We start from the raw sequence: 23,390 nt of genomic DNA on the forward strand, positions 1-23,390 counted from the left end.
CCCCCCAGCCCTCCTCACGGTCGGGCCCTGCCCGACCGCCCCCGCGGCACCCTCGCCCCCCTCGACCGATGAAAGGCCCCGACATGACCACCGAGACGCCGGCCGGCACAGTCGCACCTGAGATCAGCGGGGAGAGCCCCGGCGGCAACGCTGGCGAACCCCGCGGCGACAACACCGGCGGCACCGTCCGCGAACCCTGCGGCGGGAGCCGCCCGGCGGGTGGCGCCGGGAGCGCGTCGGCCGGCCGGCCGGACCGGGCGGAGGTCCGCACCGACATCCCCCGGTTCCTCCCCGTCGCCGGCCACCACGCCCCCGCCCCCTTCTACCTCACCGCCGACATGTTCGGCGGCGTCCCCGTCGAGCTGGCCGGCGGCCCCATCGACCACCTCGTCGGCCGCCCGGTGGCGGAACCGCACCGGCACCAGGTCGACGAGATCTACTTCCTCGTCTCGCCGAACCCCGGCGGCGCCCGCATCGAGGTCCTCGTCGACGGCGACCGGCACGAGCTGGCCTCGCCCGCCCTGCTGCGCGTGCCGGCCGGTGCCGAGCACCGGTTCCTCACCCTGGAGGCGGAGCCCGGGAGTTACTGCTTCGGTCTGCTGCTCGGTGATGCCCGATGACCGCGCCGGCCGTGCCCCGCACCCTGCTGCGGCTGCACCTCTCCGAGAGCCCCTACGGCCCGAGCCCGCACGCCCTGCGCGCCGCGCACGAGGCCGTGGACGCCACGGGGACCTACCCCGACCCCACCCGCACCGCGCCCGCGCACGCGATCGCCGACCTGCTCGGGGTGCGCCCCGACCAGGTCGCCGTCGCCAACGGCAGCGACGAACTCGTCCTGCTCAGCGCGCTGTCGCTGGGCGACCGGCGCCGCCCCGGCGTGACCACCGCGGGCACCTTCCCGGGCTACCGGATCTGCCTGGAGAACGTCGGCCGCGGCTGCCGCGAGGTCCCCGCAGGTGAAGTCGGCGCTCTCGCCGACGCGTTCGCCACGGCCGGGATCGCCTACGTCTGCAACCCGCACAACCCCACCGGCGGTGCCCTGGACCGGGCCTCCTTCGACCTCCTCGTCGAGCGGGCCGCCGCCACCGGCACCCCGCTCGTGGTGGACGAGGCGTATCTGGACTTCGCGCCGCCCGGCACCCCTTCGGTGCTCGACCACATCGGCGGTGGCGCGCCCGTCGTGGCCCTGCGCACCTTCTCCAAGGCGCACGGCCTGGCCGGACTGCGCATCGGGTACGCCGTCGGCGACGCGGGCCTGCTCGCCCGGCTGCGCGACGCCCAGGGCACCATGCCGTTCAGCGTCAACCGCGCCGCCCAGGCCGCGGCCGTCGCCGCGCTCGCGGACCGCGCGCACCTGGAGCGGGTGCGCGAGGGGAACGCGGCCGCCCGCGAGCGGTTCCGCGCCGAACTCGCCGCACGCGGCCGCCTCGCGCTGCCGTCCGTGACCAACTTCCTCGCCGTGCCGGTGCCCGACTCCGCCGAGGCCGAACGGCTGTTGGAGCGGGACCACGGCATCCTCGTCCGCGACGCGGGCCGGTTCGGCCTCGCCGGGCACCTCCGGATCTCCGTCGGCGAGGCATCGGCGCGGAGCCGCCTCCTCGACGCCCTCGACGCCGTCGCCCCCGTCGGCGTTCCCCTCCCCACCCCCAAGGAGCAGCGATGATCAGCCCCACCTCCGTCGACACCGACCGCCTGAGGCTGCGCGAGGTGCAGCCGGCCGAGGCCGAGGAGCTGAAGCAGGGCCGCGGCGCGGGCCTCGACTGGCTCGGCGGCGCACCCGGCGAGGGTTCCCGGGAGGCGGCGGGGCTGCTCGTCGCCGCGCACGGCGCGGGCCTGCACCGGCCCGGCTGGGGCATGTACGCCCTGGTCCGGCAGGAGGACGGCGTGGTCGTCGGCGGCATGGGCTTCCACGGCCCGCCGCAGGACGACTCCGTCGAGATCGGCTTCGACCTGCACCCCGAGGCGCGCGGCCACGGCTACGCCACCGAGGCCCTGGTGGCCCTGGCGCGCTGGGCGCTGCGCGACCCGGCCGTCGGCACGGTCGTCGCCACCACCACGGCCGACAACACGCCCTCCCAACGCGTCATGGAGCGTGCCGGGTTCGACCGCGGCCCCGACCGCGACGGCATGTTCTTCTACACCCTCACCGACTGACGGACCGTCAGGCAACAGTCGATCCGGTGGCGTCGTACGGCCGTTGCGCCCGCGCCTGTGTCGTGTCCGCACCCGCACCTCGGGCCTCGGCTCGCACGTCGGGCCCGCACCCGCACCGCGGCCGTACGCCGCCCCGTCCCTCCCCGACCCACCCGCCGTCAGCGGCCGGGAGAAAACCGAGGCACCCCGTGAAAACCGCACCCGCGCCGCTCGTCCGGGAGGCGGCCGACGCGCTCGCCCAGCCCTACGGCTACCGGCGCCACGAGGCGATCGAGCCGGACTGGCGGCGCTTCCCCGCCTGGCGGCACGTCACCGCCGCCGAGTGGCGCGACCCGCAGTGGCAGCGTGCCCACTGCGTCAAGGGAGCACGACAGCTGCGCGAGGTGGCAGGCCCCGGCCTCGACGACACCTTCTACGACGATCTCGACGCCGACCAGCGCCAGTTCGCGACCATGCCCATCCTGCTCACCCCGCAGGTCCTCAACACGATCGGGCCGAACTCCGCGCCGGACGCCGCGACCTGGTACGCCGACCCCGTCCGCCGCTACATGCTGCCCGTCGCCAGCGACCGCCACCCGCGCTGGCCCAGCCACCCGCTGGCCTCGCGCGACTCGCTGCACGAGGCGGAGATGTGGGTCGTCGAGGGACTCACCCACCGCTACCCGACGAAGGTCCTCGCCGAACTCGTCACCACCTGCCCGCAGTACTGCGGCCACTGCACCCGCATGGACCTGGTCGGCACCTCCACCCCGCAGGTCGACAAGTACCGCTTCGTGCTGCGCCCGGCCGACCGCCTCGACCGGATGATCGCCTATCTGCGCGCCACGCCCACCGTGCGCGACGTCGTGGTCTCCGGCGGGGACGTCGCCAACGTGCCCTGGCCGCGCCTGCGTTCGTTCCTCGACCGGCTGCTGGACATCGACAGCGTCCGCGACATCCGGCTCGCCAGCAAGGGCCTGATCGGACTGCCCCAGCACTGGCTCGCGCCCGACGTGCTCGACGGCATGGCCGCACTCGCCGCCAAGGCGTCCGCACGCGGTGTCTCCCTCGCGATGCACACCCACGCCAACAACGCCCAGCAGATCACGCCGCTCGTCGCCGAGGCCTCCCGGGCACTGCTCGCCGCCGGCCTGCGCGACGTACGCAACCAGGGCGTGCTGCTCCACGGGGTCAACCACACCCCCGAGGCGCTGCTCGACCTGTGCTTCGCCCTGCTCGACAGCGCCCAGATCATGCCGTACTACTTCTATCTCTGCGACATCGTGCCCGGCGCCGAGCACTGGCGGCTGCCGCTCGCCGAGGCCCAGCGGCTCCAGCACGCCATCATGGGCTACCTGCCCGGCTTCGCCACGCCCCGCCTGGTCTGCGACGTGCCCTACGTCGGCAAGCGCTGGGTCCACCAGGCCGACGCCTACGACCGTGAACTCGGCGTCTCCGACTGGTCGAAGAACTATCTGACCTCCGTCGAGCACGACGACCCGCAGGCGCTGCGCCGCGTCCACCACTACTACGACCCGCTGCACACCCTCCCCGAGACCGGGCAGGCGTACTGGGCCGACTGGCAGCCGGGGGACGAGCGATGACCGGCACCGCACGGACCACGCAGGCGCCGCGCGCCCTACCCACCGCGGGCGCGCCGCTGACCGCACGGAGCGGGCAGGCCCCGAGGACCGCACAGAGCGGGCAGGCCCCGCGCACCGCACAGAGCAGGCAGGCCCCGCCGGAGGTGCCGGGTTCGCCGCTGGGACTGCACCGGGTCCTCGAACCCGCCGGGGTCCTCCCGCAGGCCGCCACCCGGCTCGACCCCCACTCCCCGCTGCGCGACGACGAGGTCCGCGTCGACGTCGAGTACCTCAACCTCGACGCCGCCTCCTACCGGCAGTTGCACGAGGAGCACGGCGGCGACGGCGACGCCGTGCGCGCGGCGGTGTGCCGGATCGTCGGCGAGCGCGGCAAGATGCACAACCCGGTCACCGGCTCCGGCGGGATGCTGATCGGCACGGTGGCCGAGGCCGGTCCCCGCTCGCCGCTCGGTCTCGCGCCGGGCGACCGGGTCGCGAGCCTGGTCTCGCTCACCCTGACCCCGCTGGCCCTGACGGACGGGCTGCGCGACTGGGACGGCCTCGGCGAGCGGGTCCCGGCCCGGGGCCACGCGGTGCTGTTCGGCCGTTCGGTGGCCGCGGCGCTCCCCGCCGACCTGCCGGACGAACTGTCGCTGGCGGTCCTGGACGTGTGCGGGGCGCCCGCCCTGACCGCCCGGACCGTCGCCGAGCACGCCGCCCGCACCGGCAACGCGCCCTCGGTCGCCGTCCTCGGCGCGGCCGGCAAGTCCGGCAGTCTCGCCCTCGCCGCCGCCCGCCGCGCCGGTGCCGGACGGCTCGTGGGCGTGGTCCCGGACGCGGCCGAGGAAGCCGCCCTGACCGCCTCGGCGCTGGCCGACACGGTCGTACGGGCCGACGCCCGCGACGCGGTCGCGCTCGCCGAGCGGCTGGACGCGTGCGGGGGACCGGCCGACATCACCGTCGTCTGCACCGACGTGCCCGGCTGCGAGCACCCCGCGATCCTCGTCACCCGCGACGGCGGCACGGTCCTCTTCTTCTCGATGGCCACGTCCTTCCCGGCCGCCGCGCTCGGTGCCGAGGGCCTGCGCGCCGACGTCACCCTCCTCATCGGCAACGGCTACCAGCCGGGGCACGCGGAGACGGCCCTGGACCTGGTGCGCACCGACGCCGGGGTGCGGGCACTGTTCGACCGACGGCTCGCACCGACGCCGCAGACCACCCGGGCCCCGCACGGCGCTCCGACGGACGCGCTCCCGCGGACCGACCCCACCCCCACCGGAAAGCTGGGCCTCGACCCCGATCTGGTGCGCCGCGCCCGCGAGTTGGCCGTGCGTGCCGGGCGCCCCGTCGTCGACCTCGCGCGTTCGCACACCACCGTCGCCGTCGAGCGGGCCGCGCTGCGCCTGGCCGGTCTGTCCGGGGCCGACGCGGAGGGCATCCCCTGGGCCAACCGGCTCGTGGACGCCGTACGCGATCAGGTCGGTCTGGAACACGGTGTGGCGCTGCCGGTGTGGCACGCCCTGCGCGGCGGCGGCACACGCGACCTCGCCGAGCTCGCCGCCCGGGCCACCGCCCGCGACGTCGACTTCCGGCTGCCCGAGGGTGCCGACGCCGAAGTGGCCGTACGGGACGCGCGGCGGGCGATGGCCGGCGGCCTCGGCGTGATCGACGCCCGCCGCCGCGAACGTGAACGCCTCATCCGCACCTGGGGCGAGCCCACCGGGCCGCTCGTCTACCTGATCGTGGCCACCGGGGACATCCACGAGGACGTACGGCAGGCCGTGGCCGCGGCCCGCGGCGGCGCCGACGTCATCGCGGTGATCCGCTCCACCGGGCAGTCGCTGCTCGACTACGTGCCGCACGGCGCCACCCGGGAGGGCTACGCGGGCACCTACGCCACGCAGGAGAACTTCCGCCTGATGCGGGCCGCGCTCGACGAGGTGTCGGCCGAACTCGGGCGCTACGTACGCCTGACGAACTACGCGTCCGGCCTGTGCATGCCGGAGATCGCCGTCCTGGCGGGCCTCGAACGCCTCGACATGATGCTCAACGACTCGATGTACGGCATCCTCTTCCGCGACATCAACCCGGTGCGCACCTTCGTGGACCAGCGCTTCTCACGCCAGTTGCACGCCCGCGCGGGCATCGTCATCAACACCGGCGAGGACAACTACCTCACCACCGCCGACGCCGTCGAGGCCGCTCACACGGTGACGGCCAGTCAGCTGCTGAACGAGTACTTCGGCAAGGAGGCCGGCCTCACCGACGCCCAACTCGGCCTGGGCCACGCCTTCGAGATCGACCCGGACCTGCCGGACTCGTTCCGCCTCGAACTCGCCCACGCGCTGCTGGCCCGCGAACTCTTCCCCGACGCGCCGCTGAAGTGGATGCCCCCGACCCGCCACATGACCGGCGACGTCTTCCGCGGCTATCTGCTCAACGGCTTCTTCAACCTGGCCGGTGCGCTCACCAAGCAGAACATCCTGCTGGTCGGCATGATGACGGAGGCCGTCGTCACGCCGTTCCTGTCCGACCGGGACCTCGCGCTCCAGAACGTCCGGTACGTCATGGACGCCGCCGGTTCGCTGGAGGAGGACTTCCGCCCCGCGCCCGGAGGGCTGATCACCCGGCGCGCGGACCACGTGCTGCGCGAGGCCGTCGGCCTGCTGGAGCGCCTCACCGACCGCGGCCTCCTCGACGCGATCGCCGCGGGCACCTTCGGCGGCATGTGCCGGCCCGTCGACGGCGGCCGGGGCCGCGACGGGGTCGCCGAACGCGCCCCGGGCTACCGCAATCCGGCGATCGAACTGCTCGAAGCCTCCCCGCATCCCGACCGGGACGGAGACCCAGCTCCAGCCCCAGACCGAGACCGAGACCGAGAAGGAGAAGACCAGCCATGACCACCCCCGCGGGACCGCCGTCCGCGGTCCGCCCCTACGGCGACACCACCGACGACGGCATGGTCCAGCTGTCGTTCACCCTCCCCCTGCCGCACGGATCCCTCGCCGAGGCGACGGCCCTCCAACTCGCCCGCCAGATGGGCCTGGAGCGCCCCTTGCTGGTGCACGCCCGCCCCGTCGGCACCGAGTTCAGCTTCTTCGTGGTCTACGGCCCCGTCGTGCACCGCGTGGAACCGGGCGACGTCGACGTGGTGGAGCGGGAGTACCCGCTGCTGTCCGCGCAGGAGGTCGACGAGGCCCTGCACGCCCGGCTGGGCCGGGATCTGGTCGTGGTCGGCGCGTGCATCGGCACGGACGCCCACACCGTCGGCATCGACGCCATCCTCAACATCAAGGGCTTCGCCGGCCAGAAGGGCCTGGAGTACTACCACTCCATGCGGGTGGTGAACCTCGGCGCCCAGGTCGCCGTGGCCGACCTCGCGCGCCGCGCCGTCGACGAGGGCGCCGACGCGGTCCTCGTCTCCCAGGCGGTCACCCAGCGGGACGCGCACCTGACCAACGTGCGCGAGCTCGGCGCGGAACTCGACCTGGCCTACGCGGGCCGCACCCGGCCGCTGCTCGTCGTCGGCGGGCCCCGCTTCGACCCGGCGATGGCGGCCGAACTGGGCGTCGACCGGGTCTTCGGCCGCGGCACCACCCCCGACGACGTGGCGAGCTATCTCGCCCACGCGGTACGGCCGTCGAGGGGCGAGGGGGCTGATGCGGCCGGGGGCGCGCCGGTGCGGGTCGCCGACGAGCCCGGCACCGCGCCCTCGCGGGACGCGGACGCGGACGCGGACACTGACGTGGACGTGGACGTGGACGCGGCCGTCGGCGCCGTCGCCCGGAACGGGAGTGCCGTATGAACGCCCCCGCCGACCGGCTCGACACCCGTTTCCGCGCGGCCGCCGCGCGTGAACCCGCACGCGTGGCCGTCACCGACGCCGAAGGAGCCATGACCTACGGCGAGTTGGCCGCGGCGGCCCACGGCATCGCCCACGCCCTGCGCGGCCGGACGGCCGCCGGGCAGCCGGTCGCCCTCCGCGCGGGCCGCACCCGGCACGCGCTGGCCGGGCTCCTCGGCATCCTGGGGGCAGGCGCCTCCTACCTGCCGGTCGACCCGGGTTACCCGGAGCAGCGCCGGCACTATCTGCTGGCGGACTCCGGCACCCGACTCGTCCTCACCGACGGCCCGTTGGAGCCCGACGAGACACCGCTCGCCGAACTGGGCCCGCTCCGGCTGGCCTCCCGGCCACCCGCACCCGGCGCGCCCGTCCTCCCGGCCGACACCGCGTACACCATCTACACGTCCGGCTCCACCGGCGCCCCCAAGGGCTGTGTGGTCGGGCACGGCCAGGTCCTGGCGCTGCTGGACGCGGCGCTGCCGCTGTTCGGCACGGGCGCCGACGACGTGTGGACGCTGTTCCACTCCTGGAGCTTCGACTTCAGCGTCTGGGAGATCTGGGGCCCGCTGCTGCACGGCGGGCGGGCCGTCGTGGTCGACCGGGACACCGCCGCCGACCCCGACGCCTTGGCGGCCCTGCTGGCGGCGGAGCGCGTGACCGTCCTCAACCAGGTCCCGTCGGCCTTCGGCAACCTCGTCACCGAGGCGGCCGCGAGCGGTGCGCGGCTGCCGGGGCTGCGCCATGTCGTCCTCGGCGGCGAGGCGCTCGTGCCCGACGACATCCGCCGCTGGTGGGCCGCGGGGATATCGCCGGGCGCCACGGTCACCAACATGTACGGCATCACCGAGACCACCGTCCACGTCACCCACTGCGTCCTCACGCCCGAGACGCTGAGCGAGGCGACGCCCGGACGCACCCCCATCGGACGGCCCCTCGGACACCTCGACGTCGAACTGCGCGACGAGGAGGGCCGGTTGGTCGCCCCGGGCGAACCCGGCGAACTGTGGGTGGGCGGGGCCGGCCTGAGCCACGGCTATCTGGGACGCCCCGAACTCACCGCGGAACGCTTCCCGCAGGCCCCCGACGGCTCGGGCCGCCGCTACCGCAGCGGCGACTGGGCCGTGGCCGACGCGGACGGCCGCCTGTACTACGCGGGCCGCATGGACGGCCAGGTGAAACTCCGCGGCTTCCGCATCGAACTGGGGGAGATCGAAGCCGAGTTGCGTGCCCTGCCCGGGGTGAGCGGAGCCGCCTGCCTGGTGGACGACAGCGGTCGTACGCCCGCCCTGACCGCGTTCGTGGTCGCCGACCGGGACGCGCTGCCGCCGTCCCTGGTGCGCGAACGGCTGGCCGGCCGGCTGCCCGCGCACATGCTGCCGCAGCGCCTGCACCACCTCGACCGGCTGCCGGTCACCCCGCACGGCAAGCTCGACCGGGCCGCGCTGGCCGCCGCACACACCGCCGGACCCACCACGGCGGGCGCACCCGCCACCGCCCCCGCCCTCCCCAGCACATGAAGCGGTGACCACCATGTCCGTCGAGTTCATCGGAATGATCGGTGCCAAGGACTCCGACAGCGCGGCACCCGGGCCCGCCGTCGACCCGGAGTTCACCCTGCGCTTCGCGCGCGTGCACGAGGAGGCGGGCTTCGACCGCGTGCTGATCGGGCACAGCTCCAGCTCGCCCGACGGCGCACAGCTCGCCGCGTACGTGGCCGCACGCACCGAACGCCTCGGCCTGCTGCTCGCCCACCGGCCGGGAGCGGTGTTCCCCACCATGGCCGCGCGCACCTTCGCCACCCTCGACCACCTGAGCGCGGGCCGCCTCGCCGTCCACGTCATCTCCGGCGGCAACGACGCCGAACAGCGGCGCGACGGGGACTACTTGAACAAGGACGACCGGTACGCCCGCACCGACGAGTTCCTTGAGGTGGTGAAGCGGGCGTGGAGCGAGCCGGAAGGCTTCGGGCACGAGGGCCGCTTCTACCGGTTCGACGACTTCCGCTCCGAGGTGCGCCCCCTGCAGCAGCCGCGGGTGCCGCTGTACTTCGGGGGCTCGTCGGCAGCCGCCCTGCGGGTCGGCGGCCGGCACGCGGACGTCTTCGCGCTGTGGGGCGAGCCGCTCGCGGAGACGGCCGAGCAGATCGCCGCGGTGAGGGCGGCGGCCCGCGCGGCCGGACGCACCGAACCGCCCGGGATCAGCGTGTCGTTCCGGCCCGTGCTCGGCCGTACCGAGGAGGAGGCCTGGCGGCGGGCGCACGGTGTCCTGGACGCCATCCGCAGCCGCGGCACCGCGGGTTCGTTCTTCGACCGCGGCCGTCCGCCGCTGCCGCTCGGGCCGTCGGCCCGTCCCGAGAACACCGGATCACAGCGGCTGCTGGCCGCGGCCGCGAAGGGCGAGCTGCACGACCGGGCGCTGTGGACCGCGCCGGCCGCGGCCACCGGCGCCGCGGGCAACTCCACTGCCCTGGTGGGCACTCCGGAGACCGTGGCGCAGGCGCTCCTGGACTACGTCGACATCGGTGTGACCACGTTCCTGCTGCGCGGCTACGAACCGGTCCGTGATGCGGCCGAGTTCGGGCGCACCCTCCTGCCGATGGTGCGCGAGGAGGCGGCGCGGCGCGCGCGGACCGCGATGTCCGCCGGGGCCGCCGGAGCCACCGGATGAGGGGTGTGGCGCCTCGCGGGTGAGGCGGGGCACGAGCGACGTCGGAGGGCGCCGGTGGAGACTTCCACCGGCGCCCTCCGACGTCGCTCGTACGGCGGTCAGACCTGGGTCAGGCCGAACTCCGGGAGCCGGGTGGCCTGGAGGGCCAGCAGCATGAGGTGGGCGCGGTTGCTGACGCCCGCCTTGCCGCGGATGCGGCGCAGGTAGGTGTCCACGGTGTGCGGACTCAGGTTCATCCGGCGGGCGATGGAGGTGTAGGTGTGGCCCTCGGCGAGGTGCCCGAGCACTTCGAGCTCGCGATCGCTGAGCAGGTTCAGGGTGTCGGTGGCGAACGGACTCATCTTGTGTGCCTTTCGAGGGGGCGAGGCCGTGGGGCGGACGCCGAAGCCGATGTGTGCGGCCCGGCGCCGGTGGCTCGGACCTTGCGCGCGCCGCCGGGCCGTCGGCCGGTGAGGCGGGTTAGGGTGCGCGCGTGGGCGGGGGACGACGGACGACACGGTGGTGGGGGTGCTGACCGGGTGCTGAGCGTCGGCCCGCTACGGCGTCCGCCCGTGAGGGCGTCGGCCTCAGACGGCCGCGCCGCCCCAGCCGCTGTCTTCGTCGGAGAGCGGGACCGCGATCGCCGCGGTCGTCGTGTCGTTGATGCGGCGCCCGCCCCAGCCGCTGTCTCCCGCGGTCACGCTCGTGCCGGTACGCACGGATGTCGAGGAGGTACCGGCCGGATGCGCGGACCCGGTCCGGGCGGCGGCCGCACCCGTGCCGGACAGCAGGCACAAAATTGCGGTGGCGGCGACGGCGGCACGGGAGAAAGTCATGTGAGGCGCTCCTGGTTCTGGATTTTCTTCTGGTGGTTCAGTGTCGAACGAATGAATCTCCGTTGCTTCTAGAGTCGCTTGCGAAGACATCTCTGGCCAGGCATGTCGGGGCTCACCAAGCTGTAGCGCAGCAAAACGAACAGGGGACGAGAGTGTTCATATCGGACCAAACTCGGGCGATCGACTCGCCCGCCCGGCCCAGTGACAGGGAAGTCGCTCTGTATCGATGGGTCGCCGTCAACGGTCGGATGGACCCGGAGCGGGCCGCCGACGAACTGGGTCTGGATCACGCGGACCTCGACGCGGCCGTGGCCTCCCTCACCGAACTCGGGCTGCTCAAGCCCGATTTACACGACCCCGCGCGACTGCGCCCGGTCGACCCGGATCTGGTCGCCACGGTGGTCACCACCTCCATGGAGGCGGCCATCCGCTCCCAGCAGGCGGAACTGCACCACATCCGCGACCAGTTCGCCGGGCTGCGCGGTCACTACCTGGACAGCCTCAGCCGCGGCTCCGTCGACTTCGAGGTCATCCCCGGCGTGGAGGAGGTGCGCGCCGCCCTCAACCGGGCCGGAGCGGAGTGCACGGAGGAGATGCTCACCAGCCAGCCCGGCGGCAACCGCGTGCCCGAGGTGCTCCAGGAGGCCCTGGCCCGCGACACCGCGATGCTCTCCCGCGGCGTGCGCATGCGCACCCTCTACCACCACACGGCCCGCTTCAACGGCCCCAGCCAGGCGTACGTCGCGACCGTCTCCGCCCTCGGCGCCGAGTACCGCACCGCCCACGAACTGTTCGGCCGCCTCATCGTCTTCGACCGCAAGACGGCCTTCGTACCCGAACGCGGCGACACCTGGGGTGCGGTGGTGATCCGCGAACCCTCGGTCGTGCACTACCTCTGCGAGGTCTTCGAGCAGGCGTGGACGCAGGCCGCGCCCTTCTCCGACGCGGCGGCCGACGGCCTGGAACTGGTCGCCAAGGACATCCACCGGACCATCGTGCGGCTGCTCGCGGCCGGTCTGAAGGACGAGAGCATCGCCCGCCGGATCGGCATGTCGCTGCGGACCGCGAGAAAGCACATCGCCGACATCATGGAGTCGCTGGGCGCGGAGAGCCGCTTCCAGGCGGGCGTGCTCGCCGCACAGCAAGGCCTGCTCGACGACTCGCCGGGAAGCCCGGAGGCCGCGACGGGCGCGTGAGCTGCGGGAGTTCGGGCGACAGGCCGTCATCCGTCTCGGTACCGTGAACTCGGGACTACCGCAAACCCCCGCCCGTGCAGCAGAGTTCTGCGCACAACGCTCGCGGGGCGGGGCGATGGCGCCGCTCGCCCGGTGCGAGGCGGAGCGGGAGCGGACGTGGACAACGGATGGGCCTGGGTCGAGGACGGCGCCGGCCTGGATCTCTTCGTCAGGGACCTGGCCCTGTGCCTGTCGGTGCACCGCGACCGGAGCCCGGCCCTCGTGTGGCCGGACGGCGTCGACACCGTACTGGCCGGGATGCGCGGCGTGCCGCGGCAGCGGGCGGACGCCGAACTGCCCGGCGTGGCCGCCGGAACGGCTGATCTGACCACCGGGCTCGGGGAGTTGCTCGGCTGCCGCGTCGGCAGCCGCTACGTCACGCTGCCCACGGGCGCGGAGGGCCCGGCGACGGCCGCCACCGACCTCGTGGTGCTGCCCGTGCTCGGCGGCTGCGCGGGCCGGGTCGACCCCGCACCGCCCGGCCGCGCCCGCGCCGCGCTCACCCGCGCCCTGGAGGTACGGCTGCGCGTGGGCGAGGCCCTCTACGTGCCCCGGGGGTTCGGCTACACCCTCGCCGGGACCCGCTCACCCTGCACGCTGCTCGTCCTCGCGCTGCACCCGCCCTCCTGGTGACGGCGCGCGGGGCGCCTCCGTCATGCCTCGTGAGCGCCCCCGTGAGGACTCGGAAGGCGCCCCCCGTCACGGCTCGGAAGGCGCCTCCCGTCACGGCTCGGAGAGCGCCTCCGCGGCCGGTGCCTCCGCGACGCGCTCGCTCTGAAGGCCGGTGATGTGCTCGATCAGCCACAGCACCAGGGCCGCCGCGGCGAGGTTGGCCACCTGGGCCGCGGCGAGCAGCGGCGGCGACGTCCCCCCGGTCGCCTGGAGCGCCACACTGAGGACCATGTGCGCGGCCCACGCGACCCACCACAGGTTGACGACCGCCTCCGCGCGGCCCGCCGCGGTGTCGGCCGCGGCGCTCGCCCGCCGCAGTTCGAGGAGGAGCTGTCGCGGCATCCAGAGGTTGACCACCGGGATCAGCCAGCAGACGACGGCCCGGAAACCGGTTCCCTTGATGCTCTCGGGGGCCAGCGCGGCCGCGTTGTCGCGGCAGCGGGCGAACCACAGCAGGAACAGCACGATCGCCGCCATCAGGGCGTACGAGTACAGCAGCAGCGTGAGGCGGGGCTCGCCGGACGAGTCGTCACCGGAGAGCAGGCGGTGCTGGTGGAGGTAGACCGCGCGGCCGACCTCGGCGACCGCGGCGGCGGCCACCGCCACCTGGGCAAGGCGGGCGAGGAGCCGGGGACTCTGGATGGCGGGGTTGTTCACGTCGGGGGAACCTTCTTCTCGCATCCGGCGGGCGCCGGGGCGGTGCGGTGTGCACGGCAGGGAGGGGAGGGACGACAGAGACGGCGGAGACGGCAGAGATCTCGGGGACGGCAGGGGCGAGCGTGTGGATCGTAGGCCACGCCGAGGGGCACGGGCACGCCGAGCCCCGCGGCCGGGTCTCCCGCTCCGGTCGGCATCCCGACGCCGCCCGCCCGAAAGGGAGTTGGCTCTAGGCTGGACCCGTGCCGGGAGAACGACGGGAAGCTTCGCTGGAGCGCGCGCTGCGCCCGGTGTCGGATCGGTGGCGGGCCCGCGGCCCGCTCACGCAGGACATCATCCTCGCGCTGACCCTCGCGGCGGCGGCCTTCCTGCCGGGTCTCGCCGCCAACGGGATCGCGCTGGGCCTGCTGCCCCGTCGCCCGCTCGACGGCTGGGGGGTGTTCCTCGGGCTCGCCCAGTGTCTGCCCCTCGTGCTGCGCCGACGGCGGCCCGTGCTCTGCCTGGCCCTGGTGGCCGCCGCGTTCTCGGTGGACCAGCTCATCGGCTATCCGCCGTCATTCGGCAGCGAGGGTCTCGTGGTGGCCCTCTACTCGACCGGCTCCCGCGGCGGGCGGCACCGCACCGCGGCCGCCGTCACCGCGAGCACGGCGTACGCGGTCCTCGCGCTCGCCCTGCGGCTGCGCGGATCACCGGAACGCCCCATGGACTTCGTGACCTTCTGGATGGTGCTGGCGGGCTGCTGGGCGGCCGGTGCGTGGATACGCGGCCGGCAGGCGCGCGAGGAGGAACGGCGCCTGCACAGCGCGCAGTTGGCGGTGGCGGAGGAACGTGCGCGGATCGCCCGCGAGCTGCACGACGTCGTCACGCACCACGTCACCGCGATGGTGGTGCAGTCCGACGCGGCGCAGTTCCTGCTCCCGGACAGCCCGGACCGGGCGACCGAGGGGCTTGCCGCGATCGGCCGCACAGGCCGCCGCGCACTGGTCGAACTGCGCTGTCTGCTCGACGTGTTGGACACCCCCACCGGACGCGGCCCCGCGCCGACCGGACCGGTGCCGGGCAACCCCGCGGACCTCGTGGAGGCGACCCGGGCCGCCGGTCAGCCCGTGGAGTTCGTCGAGGAGGGCGAACCCCGTGCCGAGCACGGCGGCTTGACCGCGGCCGCCTACCGCGTGGTCCAGGAGGCGCTGACCAACGCCGTGAAGCACGCGCCCGGCCGGCCCACCGAGGTGCGCATCCGCTACGACGCCGACGGGATCGAGATCGACGTGAGCAACGAGGGCGCGCTCACCACGCCGGCACCCCAACCCGCACCCACATCCGCCCACGCCCATGCATCCACGCCCGCACCCACATCCGCCCACGCCCATGCCCCCGCATCCACGCCCACCCCCGCCGGCGGCGGCCGCGGTCTCGCCGGACTGCGCGAGCGCGTCGCCGTACTCGACGGAGAACTCACCGCGGGCCCCCGTCCAGGCGGTGGCTTCCGGCTGCACACCCGGCTGCCGCTGGGGCAGGACCGGTGACCGGCGCGCCCACCACCCCGATCCGGGTCCTGGTCTGCGACGACCAGGCGATGGTGCGCGCGGGCTTCGCCACGATCCTCGGCGCGCAGCCGGGCATCGAGGTCGTCGGCGAGGCCGGGGACGGCCGGGAGGCCGTGGACCTGGCCGCGGCCGCGCGCCCGGACGTCGTCGTCATGGACGTACGGATGCCGAGGCTGGACGGGATCGAGGCCACCCGGCTGCTCGCCGGGCCTGGTGTCACGGACCCGGTGAAGGTGCTCGTCGTGACGACCTTCAACCTCGACGAGTACGTCTACGAGGCGCTGCGGGCCGGTGCCAGCGGCTTTCTGCTCAAGGACGCCGGCCCCGCCGAACTCGTCGGCGCCGTAAGGACGGTGGCCGCGGGGGAGGCCCTGCTCGCGCCCGCCGTGACACGGCGTCTGGTCGGCAGCTTCGCCTCCCGGGTGAGCCCGCCCGCACCTGCCCCGGCCGGGCCCGCCCACGCCGACCGGACCGCGCCGGAGGGGGCCGCGCTCGCCGCGCTGTCGCCCCGCGAGACCGAGGTGCTGCGGCTGATCGCCGTCGGCCTGTCGAACGCGGAGATCGCCGCGGCGATGGTGCTCAGCCCGGAGACCGTGAAGACGTACGTGTCCCGCATCCTGACCAAGCTCGATCTGCGGGACCGGGTGCAGGCGGTGGTCCTCGCCTACCGCACCGGGCTGGCGGACGGCGGGAGTTGACGGCGGACAAGGGTCCCGGTCAGGGGGACCCGGACCGCGGGTGTCCCCCGTGCGAGCTACAGCGCACTGCCCACCCCGGGGGGCGGCGCGGCGGTGCCGTGGGCTCGTAGCGTGCGGATGCACCGCGCGCCCGCCCCAGCGGGCCGCACTTCCGAGGAAGGACCCGTCATCGTGTCGGACCCCGTCGCCGTGTCAGCCGCACCGCACACCCCGCCCCTCCGCACGGCCCGCATACGGCGCTGGGCGGCCGTCGTCGTCGCGGCGAACATCGCCTTCGTGGCGTCCTGGCTGCTCGCCGCGTCCTGGCAGGGGGCGCGCTACAGCGTGACCGCCCACACCATCAGCGACATGTACGCCGAGCACGCACCCGGCGGCGCCTTCCTCGTCGTCGTGATCACCCTGTGCGGCGCCGCGACCCTGCTGTTCGTCCGCCTGTCGGTCTGGCCGGCGCTGCGGGCAGCCGGCCGTCCCGCCCTCGTGGGCACGATCCTGCTCGCGACCTCGATCTACGGCCTCGGCGACCTGCTCACCCCGTTCGAGCGCGAGGCGTGCCGTCAGGCGGACGCCGGGTGCAGCGCTTCCGACCAGCTCGCCAACGCGGGCGGCACGCTCGACAACGTGCTGAGCACGGCCGGGGTGTTCTCGCTGATCGCGGCCGGTTTCTTCCTGGCCGCGGCGATGCGGCGACTGCCCGCCTGGCAGGACTGGGCCCGCCCCACCCGGTGGGTGGCGACGGGCCTGTTCGCGCTGCTCCTCCTCGACGGACTGTCGAACGCCGTCGAGCTGGACGGACTCGCCGAGCGCCTGCTCGCCGCGGCGGGCGCCGCGGCCTTCTGCGCGCTGGCCGTCGGCATCCGCCGCCGTACGGCCGGCACCCGCTGACCTCGTGGGCCGGCGGCTTCCGCCGGGCGCCTCAGCCCGTCTTGCGGCCCCAGCGTGTCCCGACCGTCGCCCATTCCTCGGCCCACTGCTGCATCCGCCGGTGATCCAGCCGGGCCCGTGCGATCCGGGCCAGGCCGAACACCACGGCGATGGTCGCCGCGGCGGACCAGACCCCGCCGAGCGCGGACTGGATCGCCGCGTCGCCGGGAGAGGAGGGCTTGGCCGTGAGGTTCCCGTGTGCGTCCGTCCACACGGTCACATGGGAACCGGGCGCGGCGGCCGCGGGCACCTCGACCCGGCCGTTGTGCGCTGTACCGTGCGTGTCGGTCCAGTTCACCGAGGCCCAGACCACCGCTCCGCTCGCCGACTGGGCGGACCGCTTGGCCGCGTCCTTGGCGATCACGGCCGAGACGGCGTGACTCTCGGTGCGGGCGCGATCGAAGCTGTGCTCCATCGCGCCCGCCGTGAGCATCCCCGCGAACACTGCACCGGCCAAGGCGAGCAGGCAGGCCACCGCCACGATCCAGCCCTCGACGACGTCACTGCGCCGCCGCAGTGGATTGCGCCGCCACCGCCACAGCCAGACTCCCGTACGACGTGCCATTTTCGACACCCCCTCGTGAGTACCGACGGCCCTCAGTGACCAGTGTGCGCCTCCCGGCGATCAATGGCTTCCGCATGGTGCCGCTGGGATCCGATTACTCCCGGTCGGGGGCCGGGACACGGCCCGGCTCCTGAAGTTCGTCCCCGGGCTTGGGCAGGTAGGGCGTGATGACCAGCCGGTAGACGGCGGCACCGATCACACCGCCGATGAACGGTCCGACGATGGGCACCCAGAAATACAGATTGCCGTACTGGTCCCGCCAGGCCGTGCCGTATCCGGTCAGATAACTCGCCAGCCGGGGGCCGAAGTCACGGGCGGGGTTGATCGCGTACCCGGCGTCGGCGCCCCAGGCCATGCCGATCGCCACCACCAGGAACCCGATGATCAGCGGGGCCAGGTTGGCGCCGGGCGGGGTGTTGAGAAGGTCCGTGATGGCGAAGATCAGCATCAGCAGGATCGCCGTGCCGATGATCTGGTCGCGCAGAGCTCCCCACTCGCTGATCGGCAGCGCTCCGTTGCCGGGCAGCGTCGAGAAGACTCCCTGGGTCTTGATGGTGTGACCCGGGTCGGCCTTGGCCAGCACCTCGCTGTAGTTCCAGCGGACCAGCAGCGCCGCGACGAACGCGCCGATCGTCTGGGCCACGCAGTAAGGGGCGACCTTCTTCCAGGAGAAACCCTTGAACGTGGCCAGGGCGACGGTGACCGCCGGGTTGAGATGAGCGCCGCTGGTGCGTGCGGCTACATACACACCGAGGGTCACACCGAAGCCCCAGGCCCAGGTGATGCTGTCGTGATCTCCGATCCCCGCGGCGACGACCTGGGCCACCACGCCGACGCCGAAGAGGATCAGAACCATGGTGCCCAGGAACTCCGCGAGGAGCTCGCCGATCAGTTGCCGTCTGGGCGTCCCGCCTGCCATGTGGCACCGCCTTCCACTTGTTAGAGGATGGGCGCATTGGCTACGAGTCTGCTGATTTGATGCTGGACGTCCAGAGGTGCGGCGTCAACTGGAGCGAACTCAGCCGGCGTGGAGCGCGTCGCGCAGCACCGCCACGGCCTGAGCGATCGCGCCGCCGGCCGCGTGGGTCACGCGCAGGGCGTCGAGCATGACGAAGTCGTGGATCACGCCCTGGTAGCGCACGGCCACGACGGGTACGCCCGCCTCGCGCAGCCTGGCCGCGTACGCCTCGCCCTCGTCGCGCAGGACATCGGCCTCGGCGGTGACGACCAGCGCCGGGGGCAGTCCGGTGAGCTGCTCGGTGGTGGCGCGCAGCGGGGAGGCGGTGATCTCGGCGCGGGCCGCGGGGTCGGTCGTGTACTGGTCCCAGAACCACTGCATCGCGTCGCGGCGCAGGAAGTAGCCGGTGGCGAACTCGTGGTAGGAGCCGGTGTCGAAGCTCGCGTCGGTCACCGGGTAGAACAGCACCTGCTGCACCAGCGGCACGTCGCCGCGTTCCTTGGCCATGAGGGTGAGCGCGGCGCTCATGTTGCCGCCGACGGAGTCGCCGGCCACCGCCAGCCGGCCGCCGTCCAGGCCGTGCGCGTCGCCCTCGGTGACGATCCACCGGGCCACGGCGTAGTTCTGCTCGATGGCGACGGGGTAGCGGGCCTCGGGGGAGAGGTCGTACTCGGGGAAGACGACCGCGGCGCCCGCGCCGACGGCGAGTTCGCGCACCAGGCGGTCGTGGGTGTGGGCGTTGCCGAACACCCAGCCCGCGCCGTGGATGTAGAGGATCACCGGGAGGCTCCCGGTGGTGCCGGCGGGCTTGACGACGCGGACGCGGACGCTGCCGGTGGGGCCGCCGGCGACGGTGATCCACTCCTCGTCGACGGCGGGCTTCTCGATCTCGCCGGACTGCACCTCGTCGACGGTCTTGCGGCCCTCGACCGGGCCGAGGTCGAAGAGGTAGGGCGGATGCGCGGTGGCGTCGGCGAACGCCTGGGCGGCGGGTTCGAGGACGGGGCGCCGGGTGGTGTCGTCGGTCATGACGGTTCTCCTCGCGTCGGGCGCCGCGCGGGGCAGGCGGGGTGGGGCCTGCGCCGGAGGCGGCGGCACGGACGTAACAGTAGCGCTCGATTAAGTCGTGCACAACTTATTCGTGTTCGATGGAGTCGGAGAGACTCGAAACGGTAGGCTGGCCCCGTTGCCCGGTGAGCCGCGCCGGGGCAACGGGAGGATGACATGACCGCGAACGACTCCGAGCCGACCGCCGGACGCTCCCTGCTCCTTCAGGACCAGCTCTGCTTCGCCCTCTACGCCGCCTCCCGCGCGGTCACCGCCCGCTACCGGCCGCTCCTGGACGCGCTCGGGCTGACCTATCCGCAGTACCTGGTGATGCTGGTGCTCTGGGAGCGGGACGCCGTCTCCGTGCGCGAGGTGGGCGCCGCCCTCCAGCTGGAGTCCAGCACCCTCTCTCCGCTGCTCAAGCGCCTGGAGGCGAGCGGCCTGCTCAGCCGTGAGCGCCGCGCGGACGACGAGCGCTCCGTCGCCATCCGCCTCACCGAGGCCGGCGCCGCCCTCCGGGAACGGGCCCGCGCGGTCCCCTGCGCGATCGGCGACGCCATGGGACTGACGGCCGAACAGGACACCGCGGCGAAGGAGTTGCTGCGACTCGTCACCGCCAACGTGTCCACGGGCTGACACTGCTGTTCAATGCGGCCATGATCTACCACGTCGTGCCCCTCGCCGAATGGGCCGCCGCCCCCGACCGCCCGTACGCCCCCGCCTCCCTCGAGGAGGAGGGCTTCGTGCACTGCTCGCCCGACACCGAGGTGACGCTCGCCGTCGTCAACGCGTTCTACCGGGACGCGCCCCGGCCGCTGCTCGCGCTGCTCCTGGACGAGGAGCGGCTCACCGCTCAGTGCGTCTGGGAGGAGGCCGCGCCCGTGCCGCCGCCCGGGGTCGCGGCGGGCGCCCTGTTCCCCCATGTCCTCGGTCCCGTCAACCGTGACGCGGTCGTCCGCATCCAGGAGGTCCAGTGGGGCGCGGACGGACGCGCCGTCGCCCTGCGGGACGCCGGGTGACGGCGTGGGGGCGGACGAACAGGCCGACAGGCACCGTCGTATGATCGCCAGGTCGGCCAACTTGCCTTTCCTCGCTGGAGTTTCGTCCAGCGGGCCGGTCGGTGCGCCCCGGTGAATCCCGCACTGTGTGCTCAACTGGTGCAGGATTGACGGGGGTTGTGAAAGGTGACAAGAATTCCGCTTGCTACGCCGTGCCTGCGGCGGCCGTGTGCGTCACATCGGCCGAGGCGCGCGAAGCTGCGCGCGTGACCTCGCCGCACACGTCCCCCTGGCGTCTGCCCCGTGACGGTCGCACGCGCTCTGCCACCTCCCACACCACCTTGACAGAGGCACATCTTGTCGCGTTCGCAACAGACCAGAACCCTCTCCGCGCTCGCCGTGACCGCTCTGGCCGGCGCCGCCATACCCCTGCTCGGGGCGGCCCAGGCAAGCGCCGAGACGTCCGGCGGCTGCCAGTCCGCCACCGTCCAGTACCGCTTGGTCGACTCCGACGGAAAGGTCGTCGGCCAGGACTGGACCTCGCAGGGCGGCTTCCACGCCTGGGACACCGTGCCCGGCACCGTCGAGGTCCGGCTGGCCCCCGGCCAGACCGTCGCCGACGGCTGCACCTACCCCGTCTCCCTCGCCGAGTACACCACCGAGGGCCCCAACTGGAACACCTCCGGCCACCAGACCCTGGTCGACAAGGCCACCGTCCGGCTCACCTCCGCGGACGTCGCCGGCAACGACGACTCCGGGCACACCTGGCAGAAGCTGTCCGTCAAGTCCCCCGACTGCTACGGCCAGATCGACCTCTACGGTGACGACGTCACCTACGACGGCAAGACGGGCGACGGCCACGGCCCGGCGCCCTCCCAGCCCGACAACGTCCTGACCCCCTACCACCTCATCGCGGCCTGGAACGGCGGCGACAAGGCGTGCACGACCGGCGCCTCCGACTCCCCGAGCCCCAGCGCGTCGGAGTCGACCCCCGGCGGCGCGTCGGCGACGCCCACCACCGAGGCCCCGTCCACCCCGGCGACGGCCTCCAAGACGCCCACGCCGGTCTCGACGCCGACGACCACCTCCAAGGTGCCGCCGCTCGACTCGACGCCGTCGGCCAGCCCGTCGCCCTCCGCGAACGGTGGCAGCAAGCCGCTCGCCGAGACCGGCGCCGGCGCCCCGCTCGGCCTGATCGGGGGCGTCGCGGGAGCCGTCGTCGTCGCCGGTGCGGGCGCCGTGTGGATGTCCACCCGCAAGCGCCGCGCCTGACCGAACTCCCGGGTCCGCGCCGCCGAAGCGGCGGCGCGGACCCGGGATGCCGTCCGGCGCGGTCCGCTATCGCGCCGCGCGGCGTGCGTGCAGCACGTTCCCGTCCAACGGCAGCGGCGTACGGCCCATGAGCACGAGCCCCGCGGAGCCGAGCAGGCGCGCGAAGTGCTCGTAACGCCGTTCCCGGCCACCGACGTTGCACATCATGTGCAGATCCCACGCGGTGGCCAGCGAGGCCGAGCCGTCGCTCGGCAGCACCCGCTCCACGATCAGCAGGTCGGCGTGGCCGGGCATCGCCCGCGCGACGTGGCGCAGGATCTCCCGGCAGCGGTCGTCGTCCCAGTCGTGCAGCACACGGGAGAGGACGTAGACGTCCCCGCCTGGCGGTACGTCCGCGAAGTCGCCCGCCACCGTGGCGCATCGGTCACCCACGCCCGCCGCGTCGAGCGACCTGCGCGCGGACTCGACGACGTGCGGGCGCTCCAACAGCACCCCGCGCAGACCCGGATGGGCGGCGAGGACACGGCCGAGCAGTTCCCCGTTGCCGCCCGCGACGTCGACGACCGTGCGCGGACCGGGCCCCTCGGCCGCGGCCACCAGAGCCGGGTGCGCGGGCAGCGGTTCGAACATGGGGGAACTCGCCGCCATGGACTCGTCGAAGAGCGCGGCCAGTTCGGGGTGGCGGGCGAAGTGGTCGAAGTGGTTCTCGCCGAAGCGGTGCTCGAAGGCGACCTGCCCGGTGCGCACGGTGTGCCCGAGCCCGGCGAAGGACTCGTAGAACGGCCCGCCGTACAGCAGCGCCAGGGGCCGCATCGACCCCGGCGCGTCAGCCCGCAGCAGCGCCCCGGTCCCCGTGAGACGGAAACCGTCGTGCTCCTCCACCACCATGCCCAGCATCGCGAGATGGCGCAGCAGCGTGGCGAGGTGGTCCGGGACGGCGCCCACCTCCCGCGCCAGCGCCGCGACTCCGGTCGCGGTGTCCTCCGACAGGGCGTCGGGCAGGCGCAGTTGCGCGCAGGCGGCCAGAGCCTGCGTGGTCCAGGCTCCGGTCAGCAGCCGAAGGAGGGCTTCCGCGGGCATGCGCGCCCGGTGCTCGTCGAGATGGGCGGCCAGCACGTCCTGGTGGTCGCCGGGAACGTACAACTCCACCCGCCCGTAACCGGACTTGGAGTCGGCGGGCGCCGTGAAGTAGAAGACGGTGCCGTCCTCGTGCGGGTTGTAGCCGCCGCCGTCCGGCAGCGCGCCGTGCGCGGCGAACAGTGCGCACAGCCCGCGCAGCGTCAGCGGGTCGGGCCGGTCGACCTCGAACGCGAGATGCGACTCGTGCTGCCGGGCGCGTTCCCGCTCGGCGACCGGGGCGAGCGGCGAGCCGGGTGGCACGGCCAGCGCGAACACCTCGACCGTGCGCGGCGATCCGTCCGGGCCGACCACCGCGGGGCGCAGGATCCCCACGTCGAGTTCCGAGGCCGCGCGCCCGTGCCGCGCGGCCAGCCGGTCCCGGACGACGACACTCGGCCGTACCGGAGTGTCGGCAGACAGCCCGCAGTCGGCGAGCGCGGCGCGCAGCGCCCCCTGATCGGGCGGGCAGAGAAGCACCGCGGCGTGCGCGAAGCGGCAGCGGTCGGTGAGCATCCGCAGCTCCGGGCCGTCGAGGCCCGGCAGCAGGAGGGAGAGCAGGGTGGCACTGTCCTGCTCGCGGACGAAGTCGACCGTCGCGCGCAGACGCGCGGTGTCGCCTGCCATCGTGGTCATCATCGAGGGGGGATCCTCATTTCGGT

23 protein-coding genes are annotated in these 23,390 nt (G+C 73.9%); 16 read left to right on the forward strand and 7 right to left on the reverse strand.

Annotated features, from left to right (window positions below; genetic code table 11):
* The first annotated feature begins 83 nt into the window (after window positions 1-83).
* The 8 genes from WN71_RS43070 (at window position 84) to WN71_RS37685 (ending at window position 10,227) form a co-directional block, all read left to right on the forward strand.
* Complete coding sequence (locus tag WN71_RS43070) at window positions 84-620, forward strand: cupin domain-containing protein (RefSeq protein WP_240529903.1); 537 nt, start codon at window positions 84-86, stop codon at window positions 618-620.
* Window positions 617-1,663, forward strand: a complete 1,047-nt coding sequence (locus WN71_RS37655) for a pyridoxal phosphate-dependent aminotransferase (protein ID WP_046592407.1) — start codon at window positions 617-619, stop codon at window positions 1,661-1,663. The genes WN71_RS43070 and WN71_RS37655 overlap by 4 nt, the downstream gene beginning before the upstream one ends.
* Complete coding sequence (locus WN71_RS37660; RefSeq protein ID WP_046592406.1) at window positions 1,660-2,154, forward strand: GNAT family N-acetyltransferase; 495 nt, start codon at window positions 1,660-1,662, stop codon at window positions 2,152-2,154. Before WN71_RS37655 ends, WN71_RS37660 begins: the two co-directional genes overlap by 4 nt.
* A 188-nt stretch (window positions 2,155-2,342) precedes the next feature.
* Window positions 2,343-3,737, forward strand: coding sequence for a KamA family radical SAM protein (locus WN71_RS37665; protein WP_046592405.1), 1,395 nt, complete (start codon window positions 2,343-2,345; stop codon window positions 3,735-3,737).
* Window positions 3,734-6,616: a lysine 5,6-aminomutase subunit alpha gene (kamD, locus tag WN71_RS42400; protein WP_206300245.1), complete on the forward strand. Its 2,883-nt coding sequence runs from the start codon at window positions 3,734-3,736 to the stop codon at window positions 6,614-6,616. Before WN71_RS37665 ends, kamD begins: the two co-directional genes overlap by 4 nt.
* The gene (gene kamE / locus WN71_RS37675) at window positions 6,613-7,521 is read left to right on the forward strand and encodes a lysine 5,6-aminomutase subunit beta (RefSeq protein ID WP_063777746.1); all 909 of its coding nucleotides are present in this window, start codon (window positions 6,613-6,615) and stop codon (window positions 7,519-7,521) included. Before kamD ends, kamE begins: the two co-directional genes overlap by 4 nt.
* A complete protein-coding gene (locus WN71_RS37680) occupies window positions 7,518-9,077 on the forward strand; it encodes an amino acid adenylation domain-containing protein (protein ID WP_046592404.1) in 1,560 nt (519 codons plus the stop codon). The genes kamE and WN71_RS37680 overlap by 4 nt, the downstream gene beginning before the upstream one ends.
* A gap of 13 nt (window positions 9,078-9,090) precedes the next feature.
* Window positions 9,091-10,227: an LLM class flavin-dependent oxidoreductase gene (locus WN71_RS37685; protein ID WP_046592420.1), complete on the forward strand. Its 1,137-nt coding sequence runs from the start codon at window positions 9,091-9,093 to the stop codon at window positions 10,225-10,227.
* Window positions 10,228-10,325: 98 nt separating this feature from the next.
* On the opposite strand, the gene WN71_RS37690 is transcribed toward WN71_RS37685, so the two are convergent.
* Together WN71_RS37690 and WN71_RS37695 are read right to left on the reverse strand one after the other, a co-directional pair.
* On the reverse strand, window positions 10,326-10,568 hold the full coding sequence (locus tag WN71_RS37690; protein ID WP_046592403.1) for a response regulator transcription factor: 243 nt from the start codon (window positions 10,566-10,568) through the stop codon (window positions 10,326-10,328).
* Window positions 10,569-10,793: 225 nt separating this feature from the next.
* Entirely contained in the window at window positions 10,794-11,042 is a 249-nt protein-coding gene (locus tag WN71_RS37695; protein WP_046592402.1) for a hypothetical protein, read from the reverse strand.
* A 248-nt stretch (window positions 11,043-11,290) separates the two neighbouring features.
* Between WN71_RS37695 and WN71_RS37700 the strand changes: the two genes are divergently transcribed.
* Both WN71_RS37700 and WN71_RS37705 read left to right on the forward strand, forming a co-directional pair.
* Window positions 11,291-12,238 carry a helix-turn-helix transcriptional regulator gene (locus tag WN71_RS37700; protein ID WP_206300246.1) on the forward strand — a complete coding sequence of 316 codons (948 nt, stop codon included), beginning with the start codon at window positions 11,291-11,293 and terminating at the stop codon, window positions 12,236-12,238.
* A gap of 156 nt (window positions 12,239-12,394) precedes the next feature.
* Window positions 12,395-12,910: a hypothetical protein gene (locus WN71_RS37705; RefSeq protein ID WP_046592400.1), complete on the forward strand. Its 516-nt coding sequence runs from the start codon at window positions 12,395-12,397 to the stop codon at window positions 12,908-12,910.
* A 90-nt stretch (window positions 12,911-13,000) separates the two neighbouring features.
* On the opposite strand, the gene WN71_RS37710 is transcribed toward WN71_RS37705, so the two are convergent.
* On the reverse strand, window positions 13,001-13,606 hold the full coding sequence (locus WN71_RS37710; RefSeq protein WP_046592399.1) for a DUF4328 domain-containing protein: 606 nt from the start codon (window positions 13,604-13,606) through the stop codon (window positions 13,001-13,003).
* 242 nt (window positions 13,607-13,848) lie between these two features.
* Here WN71_RS37710 and WN71_RS37715 point away from each other — a divergent pair, with 242 nt between their 5' ends.
* From WN71_RS37715 to WN71_RS37725, 3 genes are all read left to right on the forward strand, one after another.
* Complete coding sequence (locus WN71_RS37715) at window positions 13,849-15,132, forward strand: sensor histidine kinase (protein ID WP_240529904.1); 1,284 nt, start codon at window positions 13,849-13,851, stop codon at window positions 15,130-15,132.
* 50 nt (window positions 15,133-15,182) lie between these two features.
* Window positions 15,183-15,851 carry a response regulator gene (locus WN71_RS37720; protein ID WP_046592418.1) on the forward strand — a complete coding sequence of 223 codons (669 nt, stop codon included), beginning with the start codon at window positions 15,183-15,185 and terminating at the stop codon, window positions 15,849-15,851.
* Between the two features lie 171 nt (window positions 15,852-16,022).
* Entirely contained in the window at window positions 16,023-16,733 is a 711-nt protein-coding gene (locus WN71_RS37725; RefSeq protein WP_052743238.1) for a DUF998 domain-containing protein, read from the forward strand.
* 31 nt (window positions 16,734-16,764) lie between these two features.
* On the opposite strand, the gene WN71_RS37730 is transcribed toward WN71_RS37725, so the two are convergent.
* The 3 genes from WN71_RS37730 to WN71_RS37740 form a co-directional block, all read right to left on the reverse strand.
* Window positions 16,765-17,337: an Rv1733c family protein gene (locus WN71_RS37730; RefSeq protein ID WP_046592398.1), complete on the reverse strand. Its 573-nt coding sequence runs from the start codon at window positions 17,335-17,337 to the stop codon at window positions 16,765-16,767.
* Window positions 17,338-17,431: 94 nt separating this feature from the next.
* Window positions 17,432-18,256 carry an MIP/aquaporin family protein gene (locus WN71_RS37735; RefSeq protein WP_046592397.1) on the reverse strand — a complete coding sequence of 275 codons (825 nt, stop codon included), beginning with the start codon at window positions 18,254-18,256 and terminating at the stop codon, window positions 17,432-17,434.
* A 99-nt stretch (window positions 18,257-18,355) separates the two neighbouring features.
* The gene (locus WN71_RS37740) at window positions 18,356-19,324 is read right to left on the reverse strand and encodes an alpha/beta hydrolase (protein WP_046592396.1); all 969 of its coding nucleotides are present in this window, start codon (window positions 19,322-19,324) and stop codon (window positions 18,356-18,358) included.
* 195 nt (window positions 19,325-19,519) lie between these two features.
* Between WN71_RS37740 and WN71_RS37745 the strand changes: the two genes are divergently transcribed.
* The 3 genes from WN71_RS37745 (at window position 19,520) to WN71_RS37755 (ending at window position 21,612) form a co-directional block, all read left to right on the forward strand.
* Window positions 19,520-19,978, forward strand: a complete 459-nt coding sequence (locus WN71_RS37745; protein WP_206300248.1) for a MarR family winged helix-turn-helix transcriptional regulator — start codon at window positions 19,520-19,522, stop codon at window positions 19,976-19,978.
* A 20-nt stretch (window positions 19,979-19,998) separates the two neighbouring features.
* Entirely contained in the window at window positions 19,999-20,361 is a 363-nt protein-coding gene (locus WN71_RS37750; protein ID WP_046592395.1) for a DUF952 domain-containing protein, read from the forward strand.
* Window positions 20,362-20,697: 336 nt separating this feature from the next.
* Window positions 20,698-21,612 (forward strand): hypothetical protein, encoded by a 915-nt coding sequence (locus tag WN71_RS37755; protein WP_046592394.1) that lies wholly within the window; start codon window positions 20,698-20,700, stop codon window positions 21,610-21,612.
* 66 nt (window positions 21,613-21,678) lie between these two features.
* Here WN71_RS37755 and WN71_RS37760 read toward each other — a convergent pair whose 3' ends face one another.
* Window positions 21,679-23,367, reverse strand: a complete 1,689-nt coding sequence (locus tag WN71_RS37760; protein ID WP_046592393.1) for a methyltransferase — start codon at window positions 23,365-23,367, stop codon at window positions 21,679-21,681.
* Window positions 23,368-23,390: the final 23 nt, after the last annotated feature.

It is taken from the genome of Streptomyces mangrovisoli, assembly GCF_000974985.2.
In the GTDB taxonomy this organism is placed as follows: Bacteria; Actinomycetota; Actinomycetes; order Streptomycetales; family Streptomycetaceae; genus Streptomyces; species Streptomyces mangrovisoli.

Coding starts and splice junctions, on each gene's coding strand:
- WN71_RS43070 (WP_240529903.1), top strand. CDS start 84: ATGACCACCGAGACGCCGGCCGGCACAGTCGCACCTGAGATCAGCGGG.
- WN71_RS37655 (WP_046592407.1), top strand. CDS start 617: ATGACCGCGCCGGCCGTGCCCCGCACCCTGCTGCGGCTGCACCTCTCC.
- WN71_RS37660 (WP_046592406.1), top strand. CDS start 1,660: ATGATCAGCCCCACCTCCGTCGACACCGACCGCCTGAGGCTGCGCGAG.
- kamD (WP_206300245.1), top strand. CDS start 3,734: ATGACCGGCACCGCACGGACCACGCAGGCGCCGCGCGCCCTACCCACC.
- kamE (WP_063777746.1), top strand. CDS start 6,613: ATGACCACCCCCGCGGGACCGCCGTCCGCGGTCCGCCCCTACGGCGAC.
- WN71_RS37680 (WP_046592404.1), top strand. CDS start 7,518: ATGAACGCCCCCGCCGACCGGCTCGACACCCGTTTCCGCGCGGCCGCC.
- WN71_RS37685 (WP_046592420.1), top strand. CDS start 9,091: ATGTCCGTCGAGTTCATCGGAATGATCGGTGCCAAGGACTCCGACAGC.
- WN71_RS37690 (WP_046592403.1), bottom strand. CDS start 10,568: ATGAGTCCGTTCGCCACCGACACCCTGAACCTGCTCAGCGATCGCGAG.
- WN71_RS37695 (WP_046592402.1), bottom strand. CDS start 11,042: ATGACTTTCTCCCGTGCCGCCGTCGCCGCCACCGCAATTTTGTGCCTG.
- WN71_RS37700 (WP_206300246.1), top strand. CDS start 11,291: ATGGACCCGGAGCGGGCCGCCGACGAACTGGGTCTGGATCACGCGGAC.
- WN71_RS37720 (WP_046592418.1), top strand. CDS start 15,183: ATGGTGCGCGCGGGCTTCGCCACGATCCTCGGCGCGCAGCCGGGCATC.
- WN71_RS37730 (WP_046592398.1), bottom strand. CDS start 17,337: ATGGCACGTCGTACGGGAGTCTGGCTGTGGCGGTGGCGGCGCAATCCA.
- WN71_RS37735 (WP_046592397.1), bottom strand. CDS start 18,256: ATGGCAGGCGGGACGCCCAGACGGCAACTGATCGGCGAGCTCCTCGCG.
- WN71_RS37740 (WP_046592396.1), bottom strand. CDS start 19,324: ATGACCGACGACACCACCCGGCGCCCCGTCCTCGAACCCGCCGCCCAG.
- WN71_RS37745 (WP_206300248.1), top strand. CDS start 19,520: ATGACCGCGAACGACTCCGAGCCGACCGCCGGACGCTCCCTGCTCCTT.
- WN71_RS37750 (WP_046592395.1), top strand. CDS start 19,999: ATGATCTACCACGTCGTGCCCCTCGCCGAATGGGCCGCCGCCCCCGAC.
- WN71_RS37760 (WP_046592393.1), bottom strand. CDS start 23,367: ATGATGACCACGATGGCAGGCGACACCGCGCGTCTGCGCGCGACGGTC.